Here is a 17,328-nt window from a genome sequence, read left to right as displayed (position 1 = left end):
GATCTTCCGAGGGGCTGGGGCGGCTCGCGCGTTGGTACGTCCTTTGGATCAGCCAGGCGTGGATGAGCACGCGCAGGCGGGCAAGGACAAGGGCGGGAGCGACGATGAGGCAGGGGCGGGGCTGGGGACGGGTCATCGGGCTGGCGGTGCTGACAGCCATGACGGCGGCGTGCCACGAGCCGGGGAACACTCGCTCGGTGCAGGCGGCCGCGGTGGTCGACAAGGATCAGCTCGACTTCGGCGAGGTGCCCGTCGGGGAGTGGCGGGAGCAGAAGGTGCTGATCCGCAACGTGGGCTACGTGCCCTTCTCCGCGCTGGAGGCGCTGGCCCTGGAGGGCAACGCCTCCTATGAGGTGGAGCTGGTGGAGGGCGGCCGGGTGATGCCGGGCGAGGCCAAGGAAGTGGCGGTGCGCTTCCACCCGCTGCGCGAGGGCCTCATCGAGGAGCAGCTGCGCGTGGCGACGGACGCCAACACCGGCGCCGAGAGCACCGTGAGGGTGCGCGGCCAGGGCGCTCCGACGCCCATCCGCATCGCCCCGCCCGTGCTGGACTTCGAGACGCTGGAGGTCGAGAGCGACCGGACGCTGACGCTCACCGTGACCAACCCGGTGGACCTGCCGCTCACGGTGAAGGTGGCCGGTGACGGCTCCGATCCGTTCTCCACGGATGTCGTCACCATCCCGCCCTTCAGCACGCAGGAGGTGCGCACGAAGTACCTGCCGCGCGACCTGGGCCAGATGGGCGCGCTGGTGGAGGTGCGGGCCTGCGAGGGGTGCACGCCCACCACGGCGCAGCTGGCGGGCAACTCGGTGGCCAGCGCCTTCGTCTTCGAGCCGACGCCGGTGCCCTTCGCGCCCATCCCCGTGCACGAGAGCACCGAGAGCCGGGCGAAGGTGCGCAACATCACCTGGCGGCCGGTGACGATCGCCAGCCTGAGCACGACGGATTACTCCTTCGCGCCGCTCAACAGCCTGGCGGGCCAGACGGTGGCCCCGGGCGAGGCGGTGGAGCTGAAGATGCAGTTCGCCGCGCGGCGCTCGGGCCCGAACATGGCCGAGCTGAACGTGCACTACCAGTCGGACAAGCAGCGCCAGTCCCAGGTGATGCTGGACGCTCGGGGCGGGCAGCCCACGCTCGCGGTGGCGCCGGCGGCGCTGGACTTCGGCGAGCTGCCCGTGGGCGGCAAGGTGGCCCAGGTCATCCGCATCTCCAACGGCGGCAGCAACGGCAACCTGCTCTTCCTGGGCGTGAGCGGCGGCGGGGCATCGGCGCACTTCGACGTGGGCGTGCCCAAGCGCGGCGCGCAGTCCTACCCGTGGAAGGGCGGCACCTGGCCGGCGCTGGAGGCGGACTCGCTGGCCATTGCACCGGCCAATGACTTCGTGGAGCTCACCGTCTACTTCGAGCCCCAGGCGGAGGGCAGCCACCAGGCCACGCTCACGCTGCGCTCGAGCGATCCCTTCACCCCGGAGCGCACCGTCGTCCTCACGGGGCGGGCGCGCGCCAGCGGCCCGTGCGTGTACGAGCTGCGGCCGCAGCCGGGGCTGGACTTTGGCAACGTGCCGCCGGGCCGGGGCGCGGTGCTGGGCATCTACATGCGCAACCCGGGCCGGGCCGAGTGCGCGGTGAAGAACATCCACATCTCCAAGGACGGGGGCGGGGCCTTCTTCATGCCGGGCGGTCCGCTCACGGGCGGCGTGCTGCCGTACGACACGGCCTTCAGCACGCAGGTGGCCTTCCGGCCGCCCACGGCGGGCGCCTACACGGGCGAGCTGAAGATGACGGTCAACAACCCGAGCTACCCCACGGTGACGCTGCCCCTCAAGGGCATGTCCCAGGCCACGTGCCTGGTGGCCGCGCCCAACTACGTGGACTTCGGGCCCATCCGCTATGACTGCGCGACGGAGCCGCGGCGCACGCTGGTCTCCAACCAGTGCCCGTACCCGATCACCGTGGACACGGCGGAGATCGGCACCGGCACGAGCCCCCAGTTCCAGCTCACCACGCCGCTCACCATGCCGCGCGAGCTGGCCCCGGGCGCGGGCTTCGAGCTGGAGGTGACGTACGCGCGCAACGTGCACGGCCAGCACTACAGCCCGCTCTTCGTCAAGGCCAACAACGAGCCCTCCCCGCTCGTCATCCCGCTGCTGGCGGAGACGAACCACGAGGGCATCCAGCTGGACAAGTTCATCCAGGGCACGGACAGCCAGCTCGACGTCCTCTTCGTGGTGTCCAACACCACCACCATGGAGGCCTTCCAGCAGCGGCTGCAGGCGGCCATCCCCGGGTGGCTGGAGCGCGCCCGCCAGGAGGGCGTGGACATGCGCGTGAGCGTCACCACCACGGGCCTCGTGCCGCGTGGGACGGCGTGCGGCGGGCCCGCCCAGGGCGGTGAGGCCGGGCGCCTGGTCCCGGTGGACGGCCACCGCCAGCGCGTGGTGAGCAGCATGGCGGCCGAGGCGGCCACCTCGCTCCAGGCCAACGTGAGCGTCGGCGTCTGCCACAACCTGGTGCAGGGCCTGGAGACCACCCGGCAGGCGCTGTCCTCGCCCCTGGTGGACAGCCAGGACGACCCGCGCACCCCACTGCCCAACGACGGCAACGCCGGCTTCCTGCGGCCGACGGCGCGCCTGGCGGTGGTAGTGCTCTCGGACGAGGATGACCACTCGGGCTTCGGGACGGACAGCTACATCCAGTTCCTCCAGGCCATCAAGGGCCCGGGCATGTCCCACCGCACCCAGCTCTACGCCCTGGTGCCCGACGGCAGCTGCAGCACGGCGGAGGAGGCCGCGCCCCGCTTCTCCACGGTGGCCCAGGCCACGGGCGGCGCGGTGGGCTCGGTGTGCGCGGGGGACTACGGGCCCTTCCTGGCCCAGGTCATCGGCCGAGCGGGGGACCCGCAGGCCGACTTCCCCCTCACCGCCACCCCGTCCGGCACCGCCGAGATGTCGGTCAGGGTCCAGGGCAGGACGGTGGAGCCCTCGCTCTGGCGGTACGATGCCGCGCGCAACGCCCTGGTCTTCCAGCCCGCCGCGGTACCGAAGACGGGCGAGAACATCCAGATCCGCTACCGCAGCATCTGCGCGGCCCCGCCAACTCCGTAAAGGCGGTGAGCCCCACGCAGGGCCCCGGGCCCAGGGACGGACCGTGAACCCGGTCCGGCCCCTCCCCGGGGCACCATACCCCTCCCAGGGCAGGAAAACCCGCGAGACGGACTTCCGATCCCGGGCCTCACACGGCTATCGTCGCGATGAGTGGAGACCTTCGGGCGCTATGAGCTGCTGCGCAAGCTCGCTGCGGGCGGGATGGGCCAGGTGTTCCTGGCCCGGCAGAAGGGGCCCGTGGGCTTCCAGAAGCTGCTGGTGGTGAAGCGGCTGCTGCCCCACCTGTCCGAGGACGACGAGTTCATCCAGATGTTCCTGGATGAGGCGCGCATCGCCGCGCTCCTCAACCACCCGAACATCGCCCAGATCTATGACCTGGGAGAGGTGGACGGCATCTACTACATCGCCATGGAGTACGTGCATGGCGAGGCCATCGCGGAGGTGAACAAGCGGGCCATCCAGCGCAAGGGCTCCATGCCGCTGGCGCTCAAGTGCCGCGTCATCTCGGACGCCGCCGCGGGCCTGGACGCCGCGCACCACGCCCGCAGCCCCTCGGGCCGCAAGCTGGCGCTCATCCACCGGGACGTGTCGCCGCAGAACGTGCTGGTGGGCTTCAACGGCGCGGTGAAGATCATCGACTTCGGGGTGGCCAAGGCCGCCAACAAGTTCAGCCAGACGAACGTGGGCCAGATCAAGGGGAAGCACGCGTACATGTCCCCGGAGCAGGCCAAGGGCGAGCCGCTGGATCACCGCTCGGACGTGTTCGGCCTGGGCACGGTGTTCTACGAGCTGCTCACCAACACCCGCCTCTTCAAGCGCGATACGGAGATCGCCACCCTCAAGGCGGTGGTGGGCACGAAGGTGACGCCCCCTTCCGAAGTCGTGCCGGGCATCCCCAAGGCGCTGGACGCGGTGGTGCTCAAGGCCCTGGCGAAGAACCGGGACGAGCGCTTCGCCACGGCGGGGGACCTGCAGCTGGCCATCGAGGACTTCCTCTTCAAGCAGCAGATGCCCGGCACCACGGCGCACCTGGCCGCCTTCATGCGGGAGATCTACGCCGAGGAGCTGGAGGAGGAGTTCTCCAGCGAGCCGACGATCATCGCGTACGACCCGCGGATGCCGAACCGCAAGCCGCCCGGGCCCATCGTGGATCCCGCCGCGCCGACGGCGCTGGTGCCCTCGCACAAGCAGCCCCCGCCGGAGGTGTCCTCCAAGCCGGCCTCCACGGTCAGCCCGATTCCCAAGGCGCCCAAGGTGACGCCGGCGCCCAAGAGCCAGGGCGAGGCCTCCAAGGAGACCTCCAAGAAGGGCCCCCGGCACGGCAAGGGCGACAAGTAGGCCCCTGGCCCGGACTCAGAGGCTGGCCAGGGCCACGCGGTACAGGGCGCGGTAGCCCATGCGCGGGGCGGGCTCGAAGCGGTCCGCGCTGAAGACGTTCTTCAGCAGGTGCTTGCCCTCCTCGGACTCGCCCAGCCCGAGCATCGTCGACTCCAGCTTGCTCGCCAGCTCGGGCGACACGCTCATCGCCACGGGCACCCCGTCATTGGGCGCCTCCTCCGTGTAGGCGATGAGCTCGAACTTGTCGCCCGCCTTGGGCCCCAGCACCTTCTCCACGCCCGCGCTGAAGGAGAGCCCCGTGGAGGCCGGCGGGCAGAACACCCCCGCCACGTCCGCCGTCCCCGACTGCACCGCCTCCAGCGCCCCCCGGTACGAGCCGGTGAAGAGCTGCGAGGTGAAGACGCGCGACGGCTCCACGCCCTGGGCCTTCAGGAACGCCACCGGCAGCAGGTAGCCCGCCACCGCGTCCCGGTCCACCCAGGCCACGGTGGTGCCCTTCAGGCGGTCCAGCGAGAGCCGCGCGCCGGCCCGGCACACCAGCGCGGCCCGGTACGAGGACATGCCCAGCCGCACCCCGCGCACCAGCACCCGCACGCCCATGGCCTCGGTGCGCGCGCACACGAAGGGCGGCGCCCACGCCGCGTCCGCGCGGCCGGAGAGCAGGTCCTTGGCCAGCGCCTCGTAGCTGGCCGCCACGCTCACCTCCACCGGCTTGCCCAGCGCGTTCTGCAGGAAGGAGACGAGCTTGTCCGCCCGGTCCCGGGCGTTCTCGCTGCCCAGCGAGGGCGGCAGCACGAACCGGAAAGCGTTGCGAGTCGAGTTCGGAACGTTCACGGACATACGCCCGCCTAGGCTCCCGCGCCCTGATCGAGGCGTGACACCTCGTCATCCGCCAGTCCGAACGTCGCCTGCAGCAGATCCAGGATGCGCTGCTCGGCGACGCTGGCCTTGCCCGAGGCGTGGGCGATCTTCGTCGCCAGCCGGTAGGCCTTCAGCCGCTGCGGGTGCGTGGCCAGCCCGTGGGCCAGCACGTGCAGCCGCTGCGGCAGGCCCTCGACGGCGAGCGCGGACACCGCCTCGCTCACGAAGCCCTGGGCCCGCTCCGGGCTCACGTTGTGGAAGAGCGGATCGGCCGCGAAGCTCTCCACCAGCGCCCGCGCCTCGGCCTCCTTGAGCTGGCCGTCCGCCGCGCTCACCAGCACCATCACCTCGGCGTACAGCCGCTCCAGCGGCTCGCCCAGGGCCTCGGACAGGCTGCCGCCCTGCTCGATGATGTCGATGATCTGCGCCACCTCGTCCTCGGAGATGCCGAGCGCGGCCTGCATCGTCTTCAACAGGCCCAGCTCCATGCGCGTGGCGCGCTGGTCCGCGAAGGCCACCGCCGCCGCCAGCCCGAAGGCCAGCATCCGGTTCTTGTGGTCCGGCAGCCGCGAGCGCAGCGAGGTGAGGATCTCCTGGAGGTCCTTCGCCTGGGACAGCCGCTGGGCGCTGCTCTCCACCAGCGCGTTGAGCTCATCGGGCTTGGTGCCCTCGAACTCCGGGCGCTCGATGACCCGGCGCAGCAGGGCGCGGATCTCCACCTGGGAGACGGAGCCATCCGCCATGGCTGCCAGCAGCATGGCTTCCACCAGTGCGGCGTTGCGCTGCTTGCGCGCGTTCAGGGCCTGCTCTCGAGCCATGGGCTGACGCTCCCTTCCTGGGTAGGGGGGTTGGGGTTGGCGGCCTCTTCCTTCGCATCCGGCGACAGAAAATCGAAGAGGTTTCGATCCATCAGGTGGCTGGGCCGGACGTTGCTCATCGCCGAGAGGATGCTCTGGCGCACATTCGGAATTTCCTTGCCAAGGTCCTCCACCAGCTTCTGCATGCGCTTGCGCTGCAGGTTCTCCTGCGTGCCGCACAAGTCGCAGGGGATAATGGGGAACTGCATGAGCTCGGCGAACCGGGCGATGTCCTTCTCCGGCGCGTAGCACAGCGGGCGGATGACGGTGTTGCGCCCGTCGTCGCTCTTGAGCACCGGCGGCATCGCCTTGAGCGAGCCGGCGAAGAAGAGGTTCAGCAGCAGCGTGTGGATGAGATCGTCCCGGTGGTGCCCCAGGGCAATCTTCGTGCAGCCCAGCTCCACCGCCGCCGTATAGAGGATGCCCCGGCGCAGCCGCGAGCAGACCGTGCACTGCGTCTTCCCGGGCGGCGTCTTCTCGAGGACGATGCTGTAGGTGTCCTCCTTGAGCATCTTGTAGGCGTAGCCCTCGCGCTGGAAGTACGCCTCCAGCTTGTCCGCCGGGAAGCCGGGGTGGCCCTGGTCCAGATTCACTGCCAGCAAATCGAAGCGCACGGGGGCGCGGCGCTGGAGCTCTCGCAGCAGGTACAGGAGCGTGTAGGAGTCCTTGCCACCGGACACCCCGACCATGATGCGGTCGCCCTCCTGGATGAGGCCGTAGTCGGAGATGGCTCTCCCCACGTGACCGAGCAGGTTCTTCTCCAGCCGTTGGATGTCACTCATGGCGTGCCCATCCTACCGACGGCCGGGGAAAAAACACGTCACACGTACAGTTCCCGGTCCGCTAGCCTGCCCGCCCCGATGCCGACCTTTCCCCAGGGTGCAGTAGATGTCGTGGACACAGCAGGGGCCCAGGCCGCCGCCCGGAAGCTGGAGGAGGCTCGCGAGCTGGCGGTGGACCTGGAAGCCGACGCCATGCACGCCTTCCGGGCCCGGCTCTGCTTCCTCCAGCTGGGCACCGACACGGACGTCTTCCTCTTCGACACGCTCGTCCCCGGAGTCGAGGCGGGCCTGCTCGCGCCCCTGATGGCCGACCCGGCGCGCACCAAGTTCTTCCACGCCGCGCAGGGGGACTTGCAGTACCTGGCGGAGGTGGGCGTGCGGGTGCAGGGCCTCTTCGATACCCACCGGGCGGCCACGCTGCTCGGCTGGCCGAAGGTGGGCCTGGCGGACATCGCCCGGGAGCGCCTGGGCGTGGAGCTGCCCAAGGAGCACCAGCAGTCGGACTTCTCGCTGCGGCCGCTGCCGCCAGAGATGCGCGAGTACATCGCCAACGACGTGCGCTACCTGTGCGAGCTGGGCCGGCAGGTTCGCGAGGCGTGCGACAAGGCGGACATCCTCGAGGAGGTGCTGCTGGACTGCGCGCGCATGTGCGAGGAGGCCGCGGTCCGCCCGGACGTGGGCGCGGACTTCAAGCCGAAGCTGCCACGCTCGGGGCTGTCACCGGCGCAGCTGACGCTGGCCACGGCCATCGCGCACGCGCTCCACCGCAAGCGCCTGGAGTGGGCCGAGAAGGCGAACGTCCCCATGGGGCGGATGCTCTCCAACATGGCCATCGCGGACATCGCCGTGAAGCTGCCCACCAACCCTCGGGAGCTGGCGCGGGCCGCGGGCGTGCGCGGCGCCTTCGTGCGCGAGCATGGCGAGCAGGTGCTCGCCACCGTCCGGGAGCTGTCGGAGCAGTCCCGTCGCGGCGAGCTGAAGCCCGAGCGCGAGGCGAAGGAGGGCAGCCGCGATCCGAACCGCCGCAAGCGCGAGGACGCGCTCAAGGCGTTCCGCTCGGAGAAGGCGACGGCGCGCAAGGTGACGCCCTCCGTGGTGCTGCCCAACCCGGTGATGGACGTGCTCGCCGCGGTGCCGCCGCGCAACGTGGAGGAGCTGGCCAAGGTCCCCTGGTTCGGCGAGAAGCGGGTGCGGCTCTATGGCGCGGAGCTGCTCGCCCTGCTCGCCCAGTTCCCCGCGCCGCAGAGCCTGCTCTAGCGCTCGAGCGCCCGCCTCGCCCCGTCACGCACCACCGGTGGAGTGTCCGTCATCAACAGTCCCCGGTGCGCCACTACGGGACAGCCACCGGGCATTCGCTGTTTCCCGGAGTTTCTCGGAGATCGGGCCAGGGGGCTCGGTGTGAGCCTGCGCGTACTCTTCAACCGGGAGTGGGACGAGGGTGAGCGAGGTGGCCAGGCGGAAGCATCCACCAGCGATCAGAAGCCCGGGCGATGCGGGCGTGCTCCGATCGGAGCCAGTTGCGACGCGGGATGCCATGCATAGCTTTGGGTCCGCTGTGGAGGTGGCCGGCATGACGGGTGCGAGAACGGGCGTGGCGAGGTCGGACATCACTCACTGCATCAATGCCAGCCTGCGCTGCCAGGCCTCCTGCGAGGCGGGCGTGGCGAGGCTGGTATCCGAGGGCCACGCGGCGGATAGCGACACGGTACGCCTGCTCCGGCAGTGTGCGGAGCTGTGTGAGCTGAACGCGCGCGCGCTTCAGAAGGACAGCGTGCTGGCTCGGCGCACGGCGAGCATCTGCTTCGAGCTGGGCAGCCAGGTGGCGCGCACGGCGTGGCTGGACACCAACGCGGCCAGCGCGGGGCTCGCGCGGGATGCGCTGTTCCTGGCGCAGGCCTGCCGGCTGCTGCTGTTCGCGACCTGAGGCGCTGAGGCTTCACCTCACAGCGAGGTGCCGTACAGCGCGCTGTACTTGCCACGCAGGTACTGCAGGAAGTCCACGTCCGTGAGGCCTCGGCCCGTCACCTGGTGGATGAGTTCCTCCGCGGGCAGGCGGAAGCCCTGGCGGTGCACGTGCGTGCGCAGCCAGTCACGCAGCGACAGCAGCTCGCCGCGACGGATGCGCTCGGTGAGGTCCGGCAGGGCCCGCTCGGCGGCGCGGTAGAGCGACGCCGAGTAGAGGTTGCCGAGCGCGTACGTGGGGAAGTAGCCGAACTCGCCCCAGGCCCAGTGGATGTCCTGGAGCACGCCCAGCGTGTCATCCGGCGGAGTGACGCCCAGGTAGCGCCGCATGCGCTCGTTCCACGCCGCGGGCACGTCCGCCAGCGGCAGCCGATCGTGGATGAGCAGCAGCTCCAGCTCGTAGCGCAGGACGATGTGCAGGTTGTACGTCACCTCGTCCGCCTCGGTGCGGATGAGCGAGGGGCTCACGCGGTTCGCCGCGGTGTGGAACGTGTCCAGGTCCACGCCGGCGAGCGCCTGGGGGAACGTCTCCCTCAGCGAGGGGTAGAAGTGCTCCCAGAAGGCGCGGCCGCGGCCCACCACGTTCTCCCAGAGGCGTGACTGGGACTCGTGCAGGCCCATGGAGGGAGCCGCCGCCAGCGGCGTGCGGTAGTGGGCCTCGGCGAAGCCCTGCTCGTAGAGCCCGTGGCCCGCCTCGTGGATGGTGCTGAAGAGCGCGTTGAGCGGGTTGGACTCGTCGATGCGCGTGGTGAGGCGCACGTCCAGCGGGTGGGTGCCCCCGGTGAACGGGTGGATGCTCCGGTCCTGCCGGCCCGCCTCCAGATCGAAGCCCACCGCCTCGAGCAGCCGCAGGGTGAAGCGCCACTGGGCCTCTCCATCGAAGTGACGACCTTCGAACAGATCCGGCACCTTCCGAGGCGCGGCGGCGATGGCGGCCACCATGGGGATGAGCGCGTCGCGCAGCGCCGTCAGCACCGGGGTGAGCCGCTCCACGCGCATGCCGGGCTCGTAGCCCTCCAGGAGCGCGTCATACCGCTCGCCCTCGTGGCCATAGGCGTCGGCCTGCTCGCGCCGCAGCTCCAGGATGCGCGCGAGCGCGGGCTGGAAGAGGGCGAAGCGCTTCTCCTTGCGAGCCTGCCGCCAGGCCGCCAGCGCGCGGCTCTGCGCCTCGGCCAGCGCCTTCACCAGGGCGTGGGGCACCCGGACGGCACGGTCCCGCTCGTGGGAGAGCACCCGCACCATGGCGCGCTGGTCCGCGTCGAGGTCTGGCTGCATGGCGGCCCACGCGAGCACCTCGCCCAGCCGCGGGTCCACCAGCCGCTCGTGGTGGAGCCCCTGGAGCGTGGAGAGCTGGTGCGCCCGCGCGTCATCCGCCTTGGCGGGCATGTACGTCTCCTGGTCCCAGGTGGCCAGGCCGATGACGCCCTGCAGGTCCTTGAGTTCCTGCATCCGGGCCAGCAGCGAGGGGAAGGTGCGTTCCATGGGCCCTGGTTCTAAGCCATCCCGGGCAGCGCGTGCAGTGGTACCTTGCCGCGCCATGGCCACCGTACAGAAGTTCTTCATGGCGCCCGAGGACGAGGTCGCCTTCTTCCGCTTCCTCGAGCGCTTCGTGCTGGAGGTGTACCCCCGGCGCGTCCCTGCGGGCTGGGAGGCCTTCCGAGCCAGCGAGGAGAACGTCCCCCGGCTGCCCGAGGAGGACCTGTACCTCGTGGCGAGCGAGATCGGCGCCGCCATCGTGGACAAGGTGAAGCGCGGGCCGGACAAGGGCGCCTGGCGCATCGACGAGGTGCGCTCGCCCGTCATCTTCCTCGAGCGCTGCCGGACGAACGAGGAGGGCGAGCTGGTCAGCGGGATGCTCTGGGCGGAGCTGGACGTCACCCCGCAGACGGGCCGCCGGGACGCGGCGCCGGACCGCTTCCGGCGCCTGTTCCGGGAGATCGACGAGTACCTGAAGAAGACCTACCGCAAGGGCGACCCGAAGGACTTCCTGGTCGGCCCCAAGGCCGCGCGCCTCTTCAAGGAGGGGCTGGTGCTGAGGGACTCCGCGCACCGCGGCGGCACCGTGGTGCCCTTCAAGTGAGCCGCCCCGCCTCGCGGCTCACTCCTCGTCGTCCTCATCGTCCTCGGTGCTGACGAGGTCCACCGGCTGGACGAGGACCCGCTCGTCCAGCAAGGCCCCAACGCTCTTCAGCAGGGCCTGGAGGTCGTCGTACAGGGCCTGCCCCGTCTGGTGCCGGTCCTCGGGCCGCTTCGAGAGCAGCCGCAGGACCACCTGGCTCACGGACGCGGGGATGCGCTCATCGAACTTCGACAGCGGAGGCGGCACCCGCTGCTCGATCTCGATGTTGAGGATCTCCCGAGGCAGATCCAGCGAGAACGGCGCGCGCCCGACCAGCGCCTCGTACAGCGTCACGCCCAGGGAGTAGAGGTCATCCGTGAGCTGGGAGAGGTAGTGCGCCTCGGGGTTGCGGTAGTTGTGGCGGTGGAAGCGGAGCGACTCCGGCGTGCGGTAGTGCGGCGTGGCCGGTGCCAGCGGGCCCTCCGTCAGCCGGACCCCTGCCGCGTAGTGCGCGGACCCGAAGTCCACCAGCACCGGCTGCCCATCGCTGGGGCGCACGAGGATGTTGGCCCCCTTCACGTCCCGGTGCCGGACCTGCGCCTGGTCGAGCACGTCCATCACCCGCGCCATCGTGCAGAACAGCTCGAGCACCTGCCGGAACGTGGGCGCCACCTGCCTTCGCCAGACGTGGAGCGTCGGCCCGTCCACGTAGTCCATCAATAGATAGGGGTAGCCCTTCTTCGGGTGCGGCCAGCGCCCATAGCCGTAGGTGCGCACGATGTTGGGGTGCCGGATCTGCAGCAGGCTCGCCATCTCCTTGCGCAGCCGGGCCCCGGTCTGGTTCAGGTCATCGCTCTCCGGCCGGCGCAGGGCGAACTTGATCGCGAAGGGGTCCCCTTCGCAGTCCACGAGGTAGACGGCGCCGAACGAGCCCGCCCCCACTCTCCTGCGGATGACGCACTCTCCCACTCGCTCCCCCGCGACCAGCGCGACCGGGTGCGGCATGTACTCCGTTGACATGGTGCTCGCCTCCGCCACCTGACCTGTCAGGTAGGCAGGAAGCAATCTAACCCGTCAGGTTGGCCATGGCCAGCACGAATGACGCACGAAGGCCCGCCCTCCATCAGAGGGCAGGCCCTGGCTCATCCTACCTGGCAGGTCGTGAGTGGCGCTGGGGGCGTCTCAGGTCCCGGTGGCGAACTGGGCCACCTGGTGGAGCTGGGGCGCCTCGTTGAGGAACTTCAGCTCCGGGTGCTTCTCCTCGGCGTGCTGCAGCGCCCAGTCATCGCGGAAGAGCACCAGCGGCAGGCCGTCGCGGTCCTGCACCGTCTGCCGGTTGCCCTCCCAGTCGAAGGCCTTCGGGTCGAAGTTGGGGCCCAGCACCCAGCGCGCGTGGCTGAAGGGCAGCTTGTCCAGGGCGATCTTCGCCCCGTACTCGTGCTCGAGCCGGTACTGGAGCACCTCGAACTGGAGCGCGCCCACCACGCCCACGATGGGGTCCTTCATGCCCATCTGGAGCTGCTGGAAGATCTGCACCGTGCCCTCCTCGGAGAGCTGCTCCAGCCCCTTCTCCATCTGCTTGCGGCGCAGCGGATCCTTGCTGCGCACCACGGCGAAGTGCTCGGGGCTGAAGCGCGGCACGCTCTCGAAGACGACGCCCTGCTCCTCCGACAGCGAGTCCCCGATGCGGTACTGGCCCGGGTCGAACAGGCCGATGACGTCTCCCGGCCACGCGTCCTCGATGGCGGTGCGCTCGGCGGCGAGGAACTGGCTGGGCTTGGCCAGGCGCACCTCCTTGCCCAGCCGCGAGTGGTGCGCGCTCATGCCCTTCACGTACCGGCCGGACACCACGCGCAGAAAGGCGATGCGGTCGCGGTGCGCCGGGTCCATGTTCGCCTGGATCTTGAAGATGAAGCCGGCGAACTTCGGCGCGGTGGGCTGCCGCGGGCCGTCCTTCGTCGGCCGCGGGGTGGGCGCGGGCGCCAGGTCCAGGAAGGCATCCAGGAAGGGCCGCACGCCGAAGTTGGTCATCGCCGAGCCGAAGAACATGGGCGTCAGCAGGCCCGCGTCGCTCTTCTCGCGGGTGAACTCGTCGCCGCCCACGTCCAGCAGCTCGATGTCCTCCTTGAGCTGCGCCATCTCGCGCTCGTTGAGCACCGAGTGGATCTCCGGCGAGTCCAGGGCCACCGAGCGCTCGGTCACCTCCTTCTCGCCGTGGTTGCCCTCCGCGCTGAAGACGTGGACCACGTTGGCCCGCCGGTCATACACGCCCCGGAACTCCGGGCCCATGCCGATGGGCCAGTTCATCGGGTAGGAGCGGATGCCGAGCACCTGCTCCAGCTCGTCCATCAAGTCGAGCGGCGCGCGGCCGTAGCGGTCCAGCTTGTTGACGAAGGTGAAGATGGGGATGCCGCGCATGCGGCAGACCTTGAAGAGCTTCTTGGTCTGCGGCTCCACGCCCTTGGCCGCGTCGATGAGCATCACCGCGGCGTCGGCGGCGGCCAGCGTGCGGTAGGTGTCCTCGGAGAAGTCCTGGTGGCCCGGGGTGTCCAGCAGGTTCACCGCGTGGTCGCGGTAGACGAACTGGAGCACGGACGAGGTGACGGAGATGCCGCGCTCCTTCTCCAGCTCCATCCAGTCGCTGGTGGCGTGACGCCTCGCACGCTTGGCCTTCACGCTGCCGGCCAGGTGGATGGCTCCACCGTAGAGCAGCAGCTTCTCGGTGAGGGTCGTCTTACCCGCGTCGGGGTGGGAGATAATCGCGAAGGTGCGCCGACGGGCGACCTCCTGCTCGAGCTCGGATGCCATATCGGGAGGCCAACTATCACGGGGCGTATGTTTTTTCGCGGCCTTCTCTCGGGGTGCTTGCCCCCTCGGAGGCCAAAGGCTCGAATCGACGCCTCTTTCCCCTCCCCAAGGAGCCGCCATGCAGCGAACCCGCTACTCCACCCAGACCCCCTGGGAGCCTCGGGTGGGCTACTCGCGCGCCGTGCGCGCCGGGCCCTTCATCTATGTCACGGGCACCACCGCCACCAACGCGGAGGGCCAGGTGATTGGCGCCGGGGACGCCTATGCCCAGGCCCGGCAGGCGCTGCTCAACATCCAGGCGGCGGTGGAGAAGCTCGGCGGCCGGCTGGAGGACGTGGTGCGCACCCGCATGTACGTGACGGACATCTCCCGCTGGGAAGAGGTAGGCCGGGCGCACGGCGAGTTCTTCGGCGCCATCCGGCCCGCCACCACCATGGTGGAGGTGAGCCGCCTCATCGATCCGGTGATGCTCGTGGAGATCGAAGCGGACGCCATCTGCGAGGGGCCCTGAGCGCCCGCGAACGAAAAACGAAAGGGGCTGACGGGTCTCCCCATCAGCCCCCTCCGCCCCGCCAGACTACGGGGCAGTCGTCGGCGGGTTGGTCTCGAGGTGATTACAGCTCCGCCGTCACGTCGCCGGGCACGGGCTCCGGGTCGGCCGGGGCGTCCGGCTCCTGGGAGATGTCGTCCTGGCCAGCGGACGGCGCGTTGATGTCACCGCCGAGCTCCGCGCCCGGGCAGGCCTCGCGCGAGCCGAAGACCGACTCGGGGACGATCTCGCACCGGGCGGGCGTCTGGGCGTCGGCCTTGTTGCACACGCGGAGGATGCGGAACTTCTCCACCTCCTGGCGGTCCCAGCACGCGCTGCCGATGTACACCTTGCCCTCGGCGATGTCCCCGCCGCTGGCGAGGATGTCGGCGCGGCCACCGAGGCCGGGGATCCAGCGGACGGCGGCGATCACGTTCTCCTTGGCCGCGCTGCCCGTGTTCTCCAGGTTGTACCTGCCGGCGACGCGGACGCGCGTGGCGCCGGAGGGCATGCGGCGGTGGCCCACGAAGGCGCCAGTGACGGGCTCGTGGTTGGCCAGGTTCGGCGTGAAGTTGGACAGCCGGTAGGCCAGCGTCTTGTCATTGCCCACCGTGTGCGCGAACGAGGCCATCAGCTTGCCCTGGCCCGCGAAGCTACCCGGCGTGGACACGGACTTGAGGTTGTCCAGGTTGATGCCCAGGGTGCCCCGGCCGCGGTGCGCCAGAGCGCCCTTGGTGAGCCCGCCCGCCGCCACGAGCTTGTAGGCCGCATCATCCGTGCTGCCCAGCGGCCGCGCCTGCAGCTTCCACACGAAGCGCTGCTGCGTCACCTTCTTGATGGTGAACTTGAACGTCGCGTTGGCGCGGTCCGTCGGGCCGTACACCAGCACGTCGCCCGGCTGGGCCTCCGCGCCGCCCTTGTTCACCAGCTCCACGATGGGGGTGATGGCCTCCTTGAGCGCGCCGTTGAGGGCCTTCACCTCCAGGCGCGCGTTCTCGAGGAACTCCGGGCCCTGGCCGTTGAGCGCGCCCTGGTGGACGCCGAAGCCCTCGGCGATCAGCGCGGCACCTTCCTCGGCGGCCGCCTCGCCGTTGATCTCCAGCGCGGTGCCGGCCAGATCCGGCGTGGCCTCCACGTACTCGGCGTCATCCACCGACTCCTTGCCGCAAGCGGCCAGCACCAGCGCCGCGCCCAGAATCATCGACTTGCCCATCCGCATCATGACTTGCTCCTTCGAGGTTCGAGGGGTTGAGAGCGTCTCGAGCGCCTTCGCATCGCGCTCACGACCTCTCGAACCCGGGGGGAGCAGGTTGGTTGCGGGGAATTATTTCGCGGGATTTTCCGGGCGCGCGGTGAGCCTGGGGTAGGTACGACTCGGGTCTACCGCGGTCGAGATGATGCGGCCCAGGCGCGCGAACAGCCGCTCCGCGTCGGAGACGTGCCAGAAGTTCCGGGTGCACGCGGCGATGACGATCGGGCGATCGGGCTCGAGGTACAGGAGGCCCATGTCACAGGCGCGCCGGTGCTGTGTCCCGGTCTTGTGCGCCCAGGTCGCCGTCTTGGGAATGCCGGCGGCGATGCGACCGCGGCCCGTGTGACACCCGCGCATGAGCTCGTGCGCACGCGTGCAGCTCGCCGCGCTCAGCCCTTCGCAGCGGGCCAGCTGTGCGAGCAGCCGTCCCATCTCCCGCATGGAGGCGGAGTTCACCTGCTCGGCGTAATAGGCGGAAAAGGCGCGATCGAGCTCCCTGCCCGTCCATGCGGGCGCGTGCCCCAGCAGCGTCGACAGGTACCGGGCGCGAGAGCCGAGCGAGTCATGCTGGCCCAGGGCTCGAATCTGCTCGGGAGAGAAGTCTCGCGCCCTCGGATCCAGCTTGGCGTAGATGCTCAGGCGCTCGTCCAGGAGCGACGACACGGGCCCGGTCTGGACTCCACGGGCGACGAGCCGCGCCTTCACGTTCTCCACTCCGACGCGCCGGATGAGGAGATCCGCGGCGGCGTTGTCGCTGTCCCCCATCATGTACTCGAGAAGTGTCGCGATGGAGAACCGCTCTCCGGTTCGAGCGCTCCCGAGCCGGTGCATCCCATCTCGGATGTCGCCTGGCCCGAACTCGAGCTCCTCGTCCCAGGAGAGCTTGCGCTGATCCGCCTGATGCAGCACCTCGAGCATCACGGCGATCTTGATGGCGGACGAGAGATAGGAGGGAGTGTCGGCGTCGTACCCGTAGGCGTCACCGGACTCGACATCGAGGACATAGAGCGAGAGCTCGCCATCGAAGTCTCTCGCCGCCGCCTCGACGAGGGCGTGGACCTCGGAGGTCCACCGCGCCTCGGGAAGCTCGCCGCCGGCCACCGCGGAGGATGTGGCCAGAACCGCGAAGAGGAGCGCACCTGCCACCGCGACCCTGGCCATCTCGTCATTCCCTCCGGAGCCGCTACCGGGTCACCCTCCACCGCCACCGGCGCCGCCCATGCCCGTGTCCTCGAAGGCGTCCGCCTCGGAGGTCGAGCCGCCAACGGCCGTATCCTCGGAGACGTCGCTCTGGGAGGCCGAGCCGTCCACGGGGGTGTCCTCGGAGGCGCCGACCTGCGAGCCCGAGCCGCCGATGGCCGTGTCCTCGGCGCTCCCCGCCTGGGAGAGCGAGCTGTCGACGGTGTCTTCCTCACTCCAGGACTCACCCGCCAGAGACTCGGAGCGCTGTTCCCCGGAGTCGCGAGTGCCGACGGCTTCGCACGAGAGGCCGTTTCCGGTTCCCGCCTTGCCGGAGCCGCCCGTCTGGGCCTCCGCCGATGCCTGAGAAGACGTCGGTATCCCGGTCCGGGCCCGACTCTCCGAGCTGTGCGCGCATGCCGTGCCGAGCAACAGCGCGCCTGCGATGACTCCCAGAACTTTTTTCATGGCGTCTCCGAACTCGCTTGTCAGTGCGAGAACAGTGGTGGCCATGGTCCGAGCCGACAATCTGTCGAGGCTCGGACACGCAAGGGAGACTTCGGGTTTGCCGGTCACCCAGGCAGGCACTCGGGGCCA

At 70.0% G+C, this 17,328-nt stretch carries 15 protein-coding genes; 6 read left to right on the top strand and 9 right to left on the bottom strand.

Annotated features, from left to right (window positions below):
* The first annotated feature begins 104 nt into the window (after window positions 1-104).
* Both KY572_RS31585 and KY572_RS31580 read left to right on the top strand, forming a co-directional pair.
* Window positions 105-3,104, top strand: coding sequence for a choice-of-anchor D domain-containing protein (locus KY572_RS31585; RefSeq protein ID WP_224247350.1), 3,000 nt, complete (start codon window positions 105-107; stop codon window positions 3,102-3,104).
* A 201-nt stretch (window positions 3,105-3,305) separates the two neighbouring features.
* Entirely contained in the window at window positions 3,306-4,442 is a 1,137-nt protein-coding gene (locus tag KY572_RS31580) for a serine/threonine protein kinase (RefSeq protein ID WP_263452167.1), read from the top strand.
* 15 nt (window positions 4,443-4,457) lie between these two features.
* On the opposite strand, the gene KY572_RS31575 is transcribed toward KY572_RS31580, so the two are convergent.
* From KY572_RS31575 to ttcA, 3 genes are read right to left on the bottom strand one after another with little or no spacing between them, the layout of a single operon-like run.
* Window positions 4,458-5,282 carry a phosphate/phosphite/phosphonate ABC transporter substrate-binding protein gene (locus tag KY572_RS31575; RefSeq protein WP_224247348.1) on the bottom strand — a complete coding sequence of 275 codons (825 nt, stop codon included), beginning with the start codon at window positions 5,280-5,282 and terminating at the stop codon, window positions 4,458-4,460.
* A gap of 8 nt (window positions 5,283-5,290) precedes the next feature.
* The gene (locus tag KY572_RS31570; RefSeq protein WP_224247347.1) at window positions 5,291-6,121 is read right to left on the bottom strand and encodes a TerB family tellurite resistance protein; all 831 of its coding nucleotides are present in this window, start codon (window positions 6,119-6,121) and stop codon (window positions 5,291-5,293) included.
* Window positions 6,100-6,942, bottom strand: a complete 843-nt coding sequence (gene ttcA, locus KY572_RS31565) for a tRNA 2-thiocytidine(32) synthetase TtcA (RefSeq protein ID WP_224247346.1) — start codon at window positions 6,940-6,942, stop codon at window positions 6,100-6,102. The genes KY572_RS31570 and ttcA overlap by 22 nt, the downstream gene beginning before the upstream one ends.
* A gap of 78 nt (window positions 6,943-7,020) precedes the next feature.
* Here ttcA and KY572_RS31560 point away from each other — a divergent pair, with 78 nt between their 5' ends.
* Complete coding sequence (locus KY572_RS31560; protein WP_224247345.1) at window positions 7,021-8,199, top strand: ribonuclease D; 1,179 nt, start codon at window positions 7,021-7,023, stop codon at window positions 8,197-8,199.
* 313 nt (window positions 8,200-8,512) lie between these two features.
* Complete coding sequence (locus KY572_RS31555) at window positions 8,513-8,866, top strand: hypothetical protein (RefSeq protein WP_224247344.1); 354 nt, start codon at window positions 8,513-8,515, stop codon at window positions 8,864-8,866.
* A 17-nt stretch (window positions 8,867-8,883) separates the two neighbouring features.
* Here the strand turns inward: KY572_RS31555 and KY572_RS31550 are convergent, their stop codons facing one another.
* Window positions 8,884-10,386, bottom strand: a complete 1,503-nt coding sequence (locus tag KY572_RS31550; RefSeq protein WP_224247343.1) for a carboxypeptidase M32 — start codon at window positions 10,384-10,386, stop codon at window positions 8,884-8,886.
* A 55-nt stretch (window positions 10,387-10,441) separates the two neighbouring features.
* On the opposite strand from KY572_RS31550, the gene KY572_RS31545 reads away from it, so the two are divergent.
* Entirely contained in the window at window positions 10,442-10,984 is a 543-nt protein-coding gene (locus KY572_RS31545) for a hypothetical protein (protein WP_224247342.1), read from the top strand.
* Between the two features lie 18 nt (window positions 10,985-11,002).
* On the opposite strand, the gene KY572_RS31540 is transcribed toward KY572_RS31545, so the two are convergent.
* Both KY572_RS31540 and KY572_RS31535 read right to left on the bottom strand, forming a co-directional pair.
* The gene (locus KY572_RS31540; protein WP_224247341.1) at window positions 11,003-11,983 is read right to left on the bottom strand and encodes a serine/threonine protein kinase; all 981 of its coding nucleotides are present in this window, start codon (window positions 11,981-11,983) and stop codon (window positions 11,003-11,005) included.
* Window positions 11,984-12,145: 162 nt separating this feature from the next.
* Window positions 12,146-13,771, bottom strand: coding sequence for a peptide chain release factor 3 (locus KY572_RS31535; RefSeq protein WP_224247340.1), 1,626 nt, complete (start codon window positions 13,769-13,771; stop codon window positions 12,146-12,148).
* Between the two features lie 118 nt (window positions 13,772-13,889).
* Between KY572_RS31535 and KY572_RS31530 the strand changes: the two genes are divergently transcribed.
* The gene (locus KY572_RS31530) at window positions 13,890-14,282 is read left to right on the top strand and encodes a RidA family protein (protein ID WP_224247339.1); all 393 of its coding nucleotides are present in this window, start codon (window positions 13,890-13,892) and stop codon (window positions 14,280-14,282) included.
* 103 nt (window positions 14,283-14,385) lie between these two features.
* Here the strand turns inward: KY572_RS31530 and KY572_RS31525 are convergent, their stop codons facing one another.
* The 3 genes from KY572_RS31525 to KY572_RS31515 all read right to left on the bottom strand — a co-directional run bounded on the left by KY572_RS31525 (window position 14,386) and on the right by KY572_RS31515 (window position 17,199).
* Entirely contained in the window at window positions 14,386-15,522 is a 1,137-nt protein-coding gene (locus tag KY572_RS31525) for a hypothetical protein (RefSeq protein WP_224247338.1), read from the bottom strand.
* Between the two features lie 102 nt (window positions 15,523-15,624).
* A complete protein-coding gene (locus tag KY572_RS31520) occupies window positions 15,625-16,713 on the bottom strand; it encodes a serine hydrolase (protein ID WP_224247337.1) in 1,089 nt (362 codons plus the stop codon).
* Between the two features lie 30 nt (window positions 16,714-16,743).
* Window positions 16,744-17,199 (bottom strand): hypothetical protein, encoded by a 456-nt coding sequence (locus tag KY572_RS31515; protein ID WP_224247336.1) that lies wholly within the window; start codon window positions 17,197-17,199, stop codon window positions 16,744-16,746.
* Between the last annotated feature and the right edge of the window lie 129 nt (window positions 17,200-17,328).

The sequence above is a fragment of the Hyalangium gracile genome (genome assembly GCF_020103725.1).
Lineage (GTDB): Bacteria > Myxococcota > Myxococcia > Myxococcales > Myxococcaceae > Hyalangium > Hyalangium gracile.
Note: the sequence above shows the minus strand (reverse complement) of the source record. Positions and strands in the feature narration are given on the sequence as shown.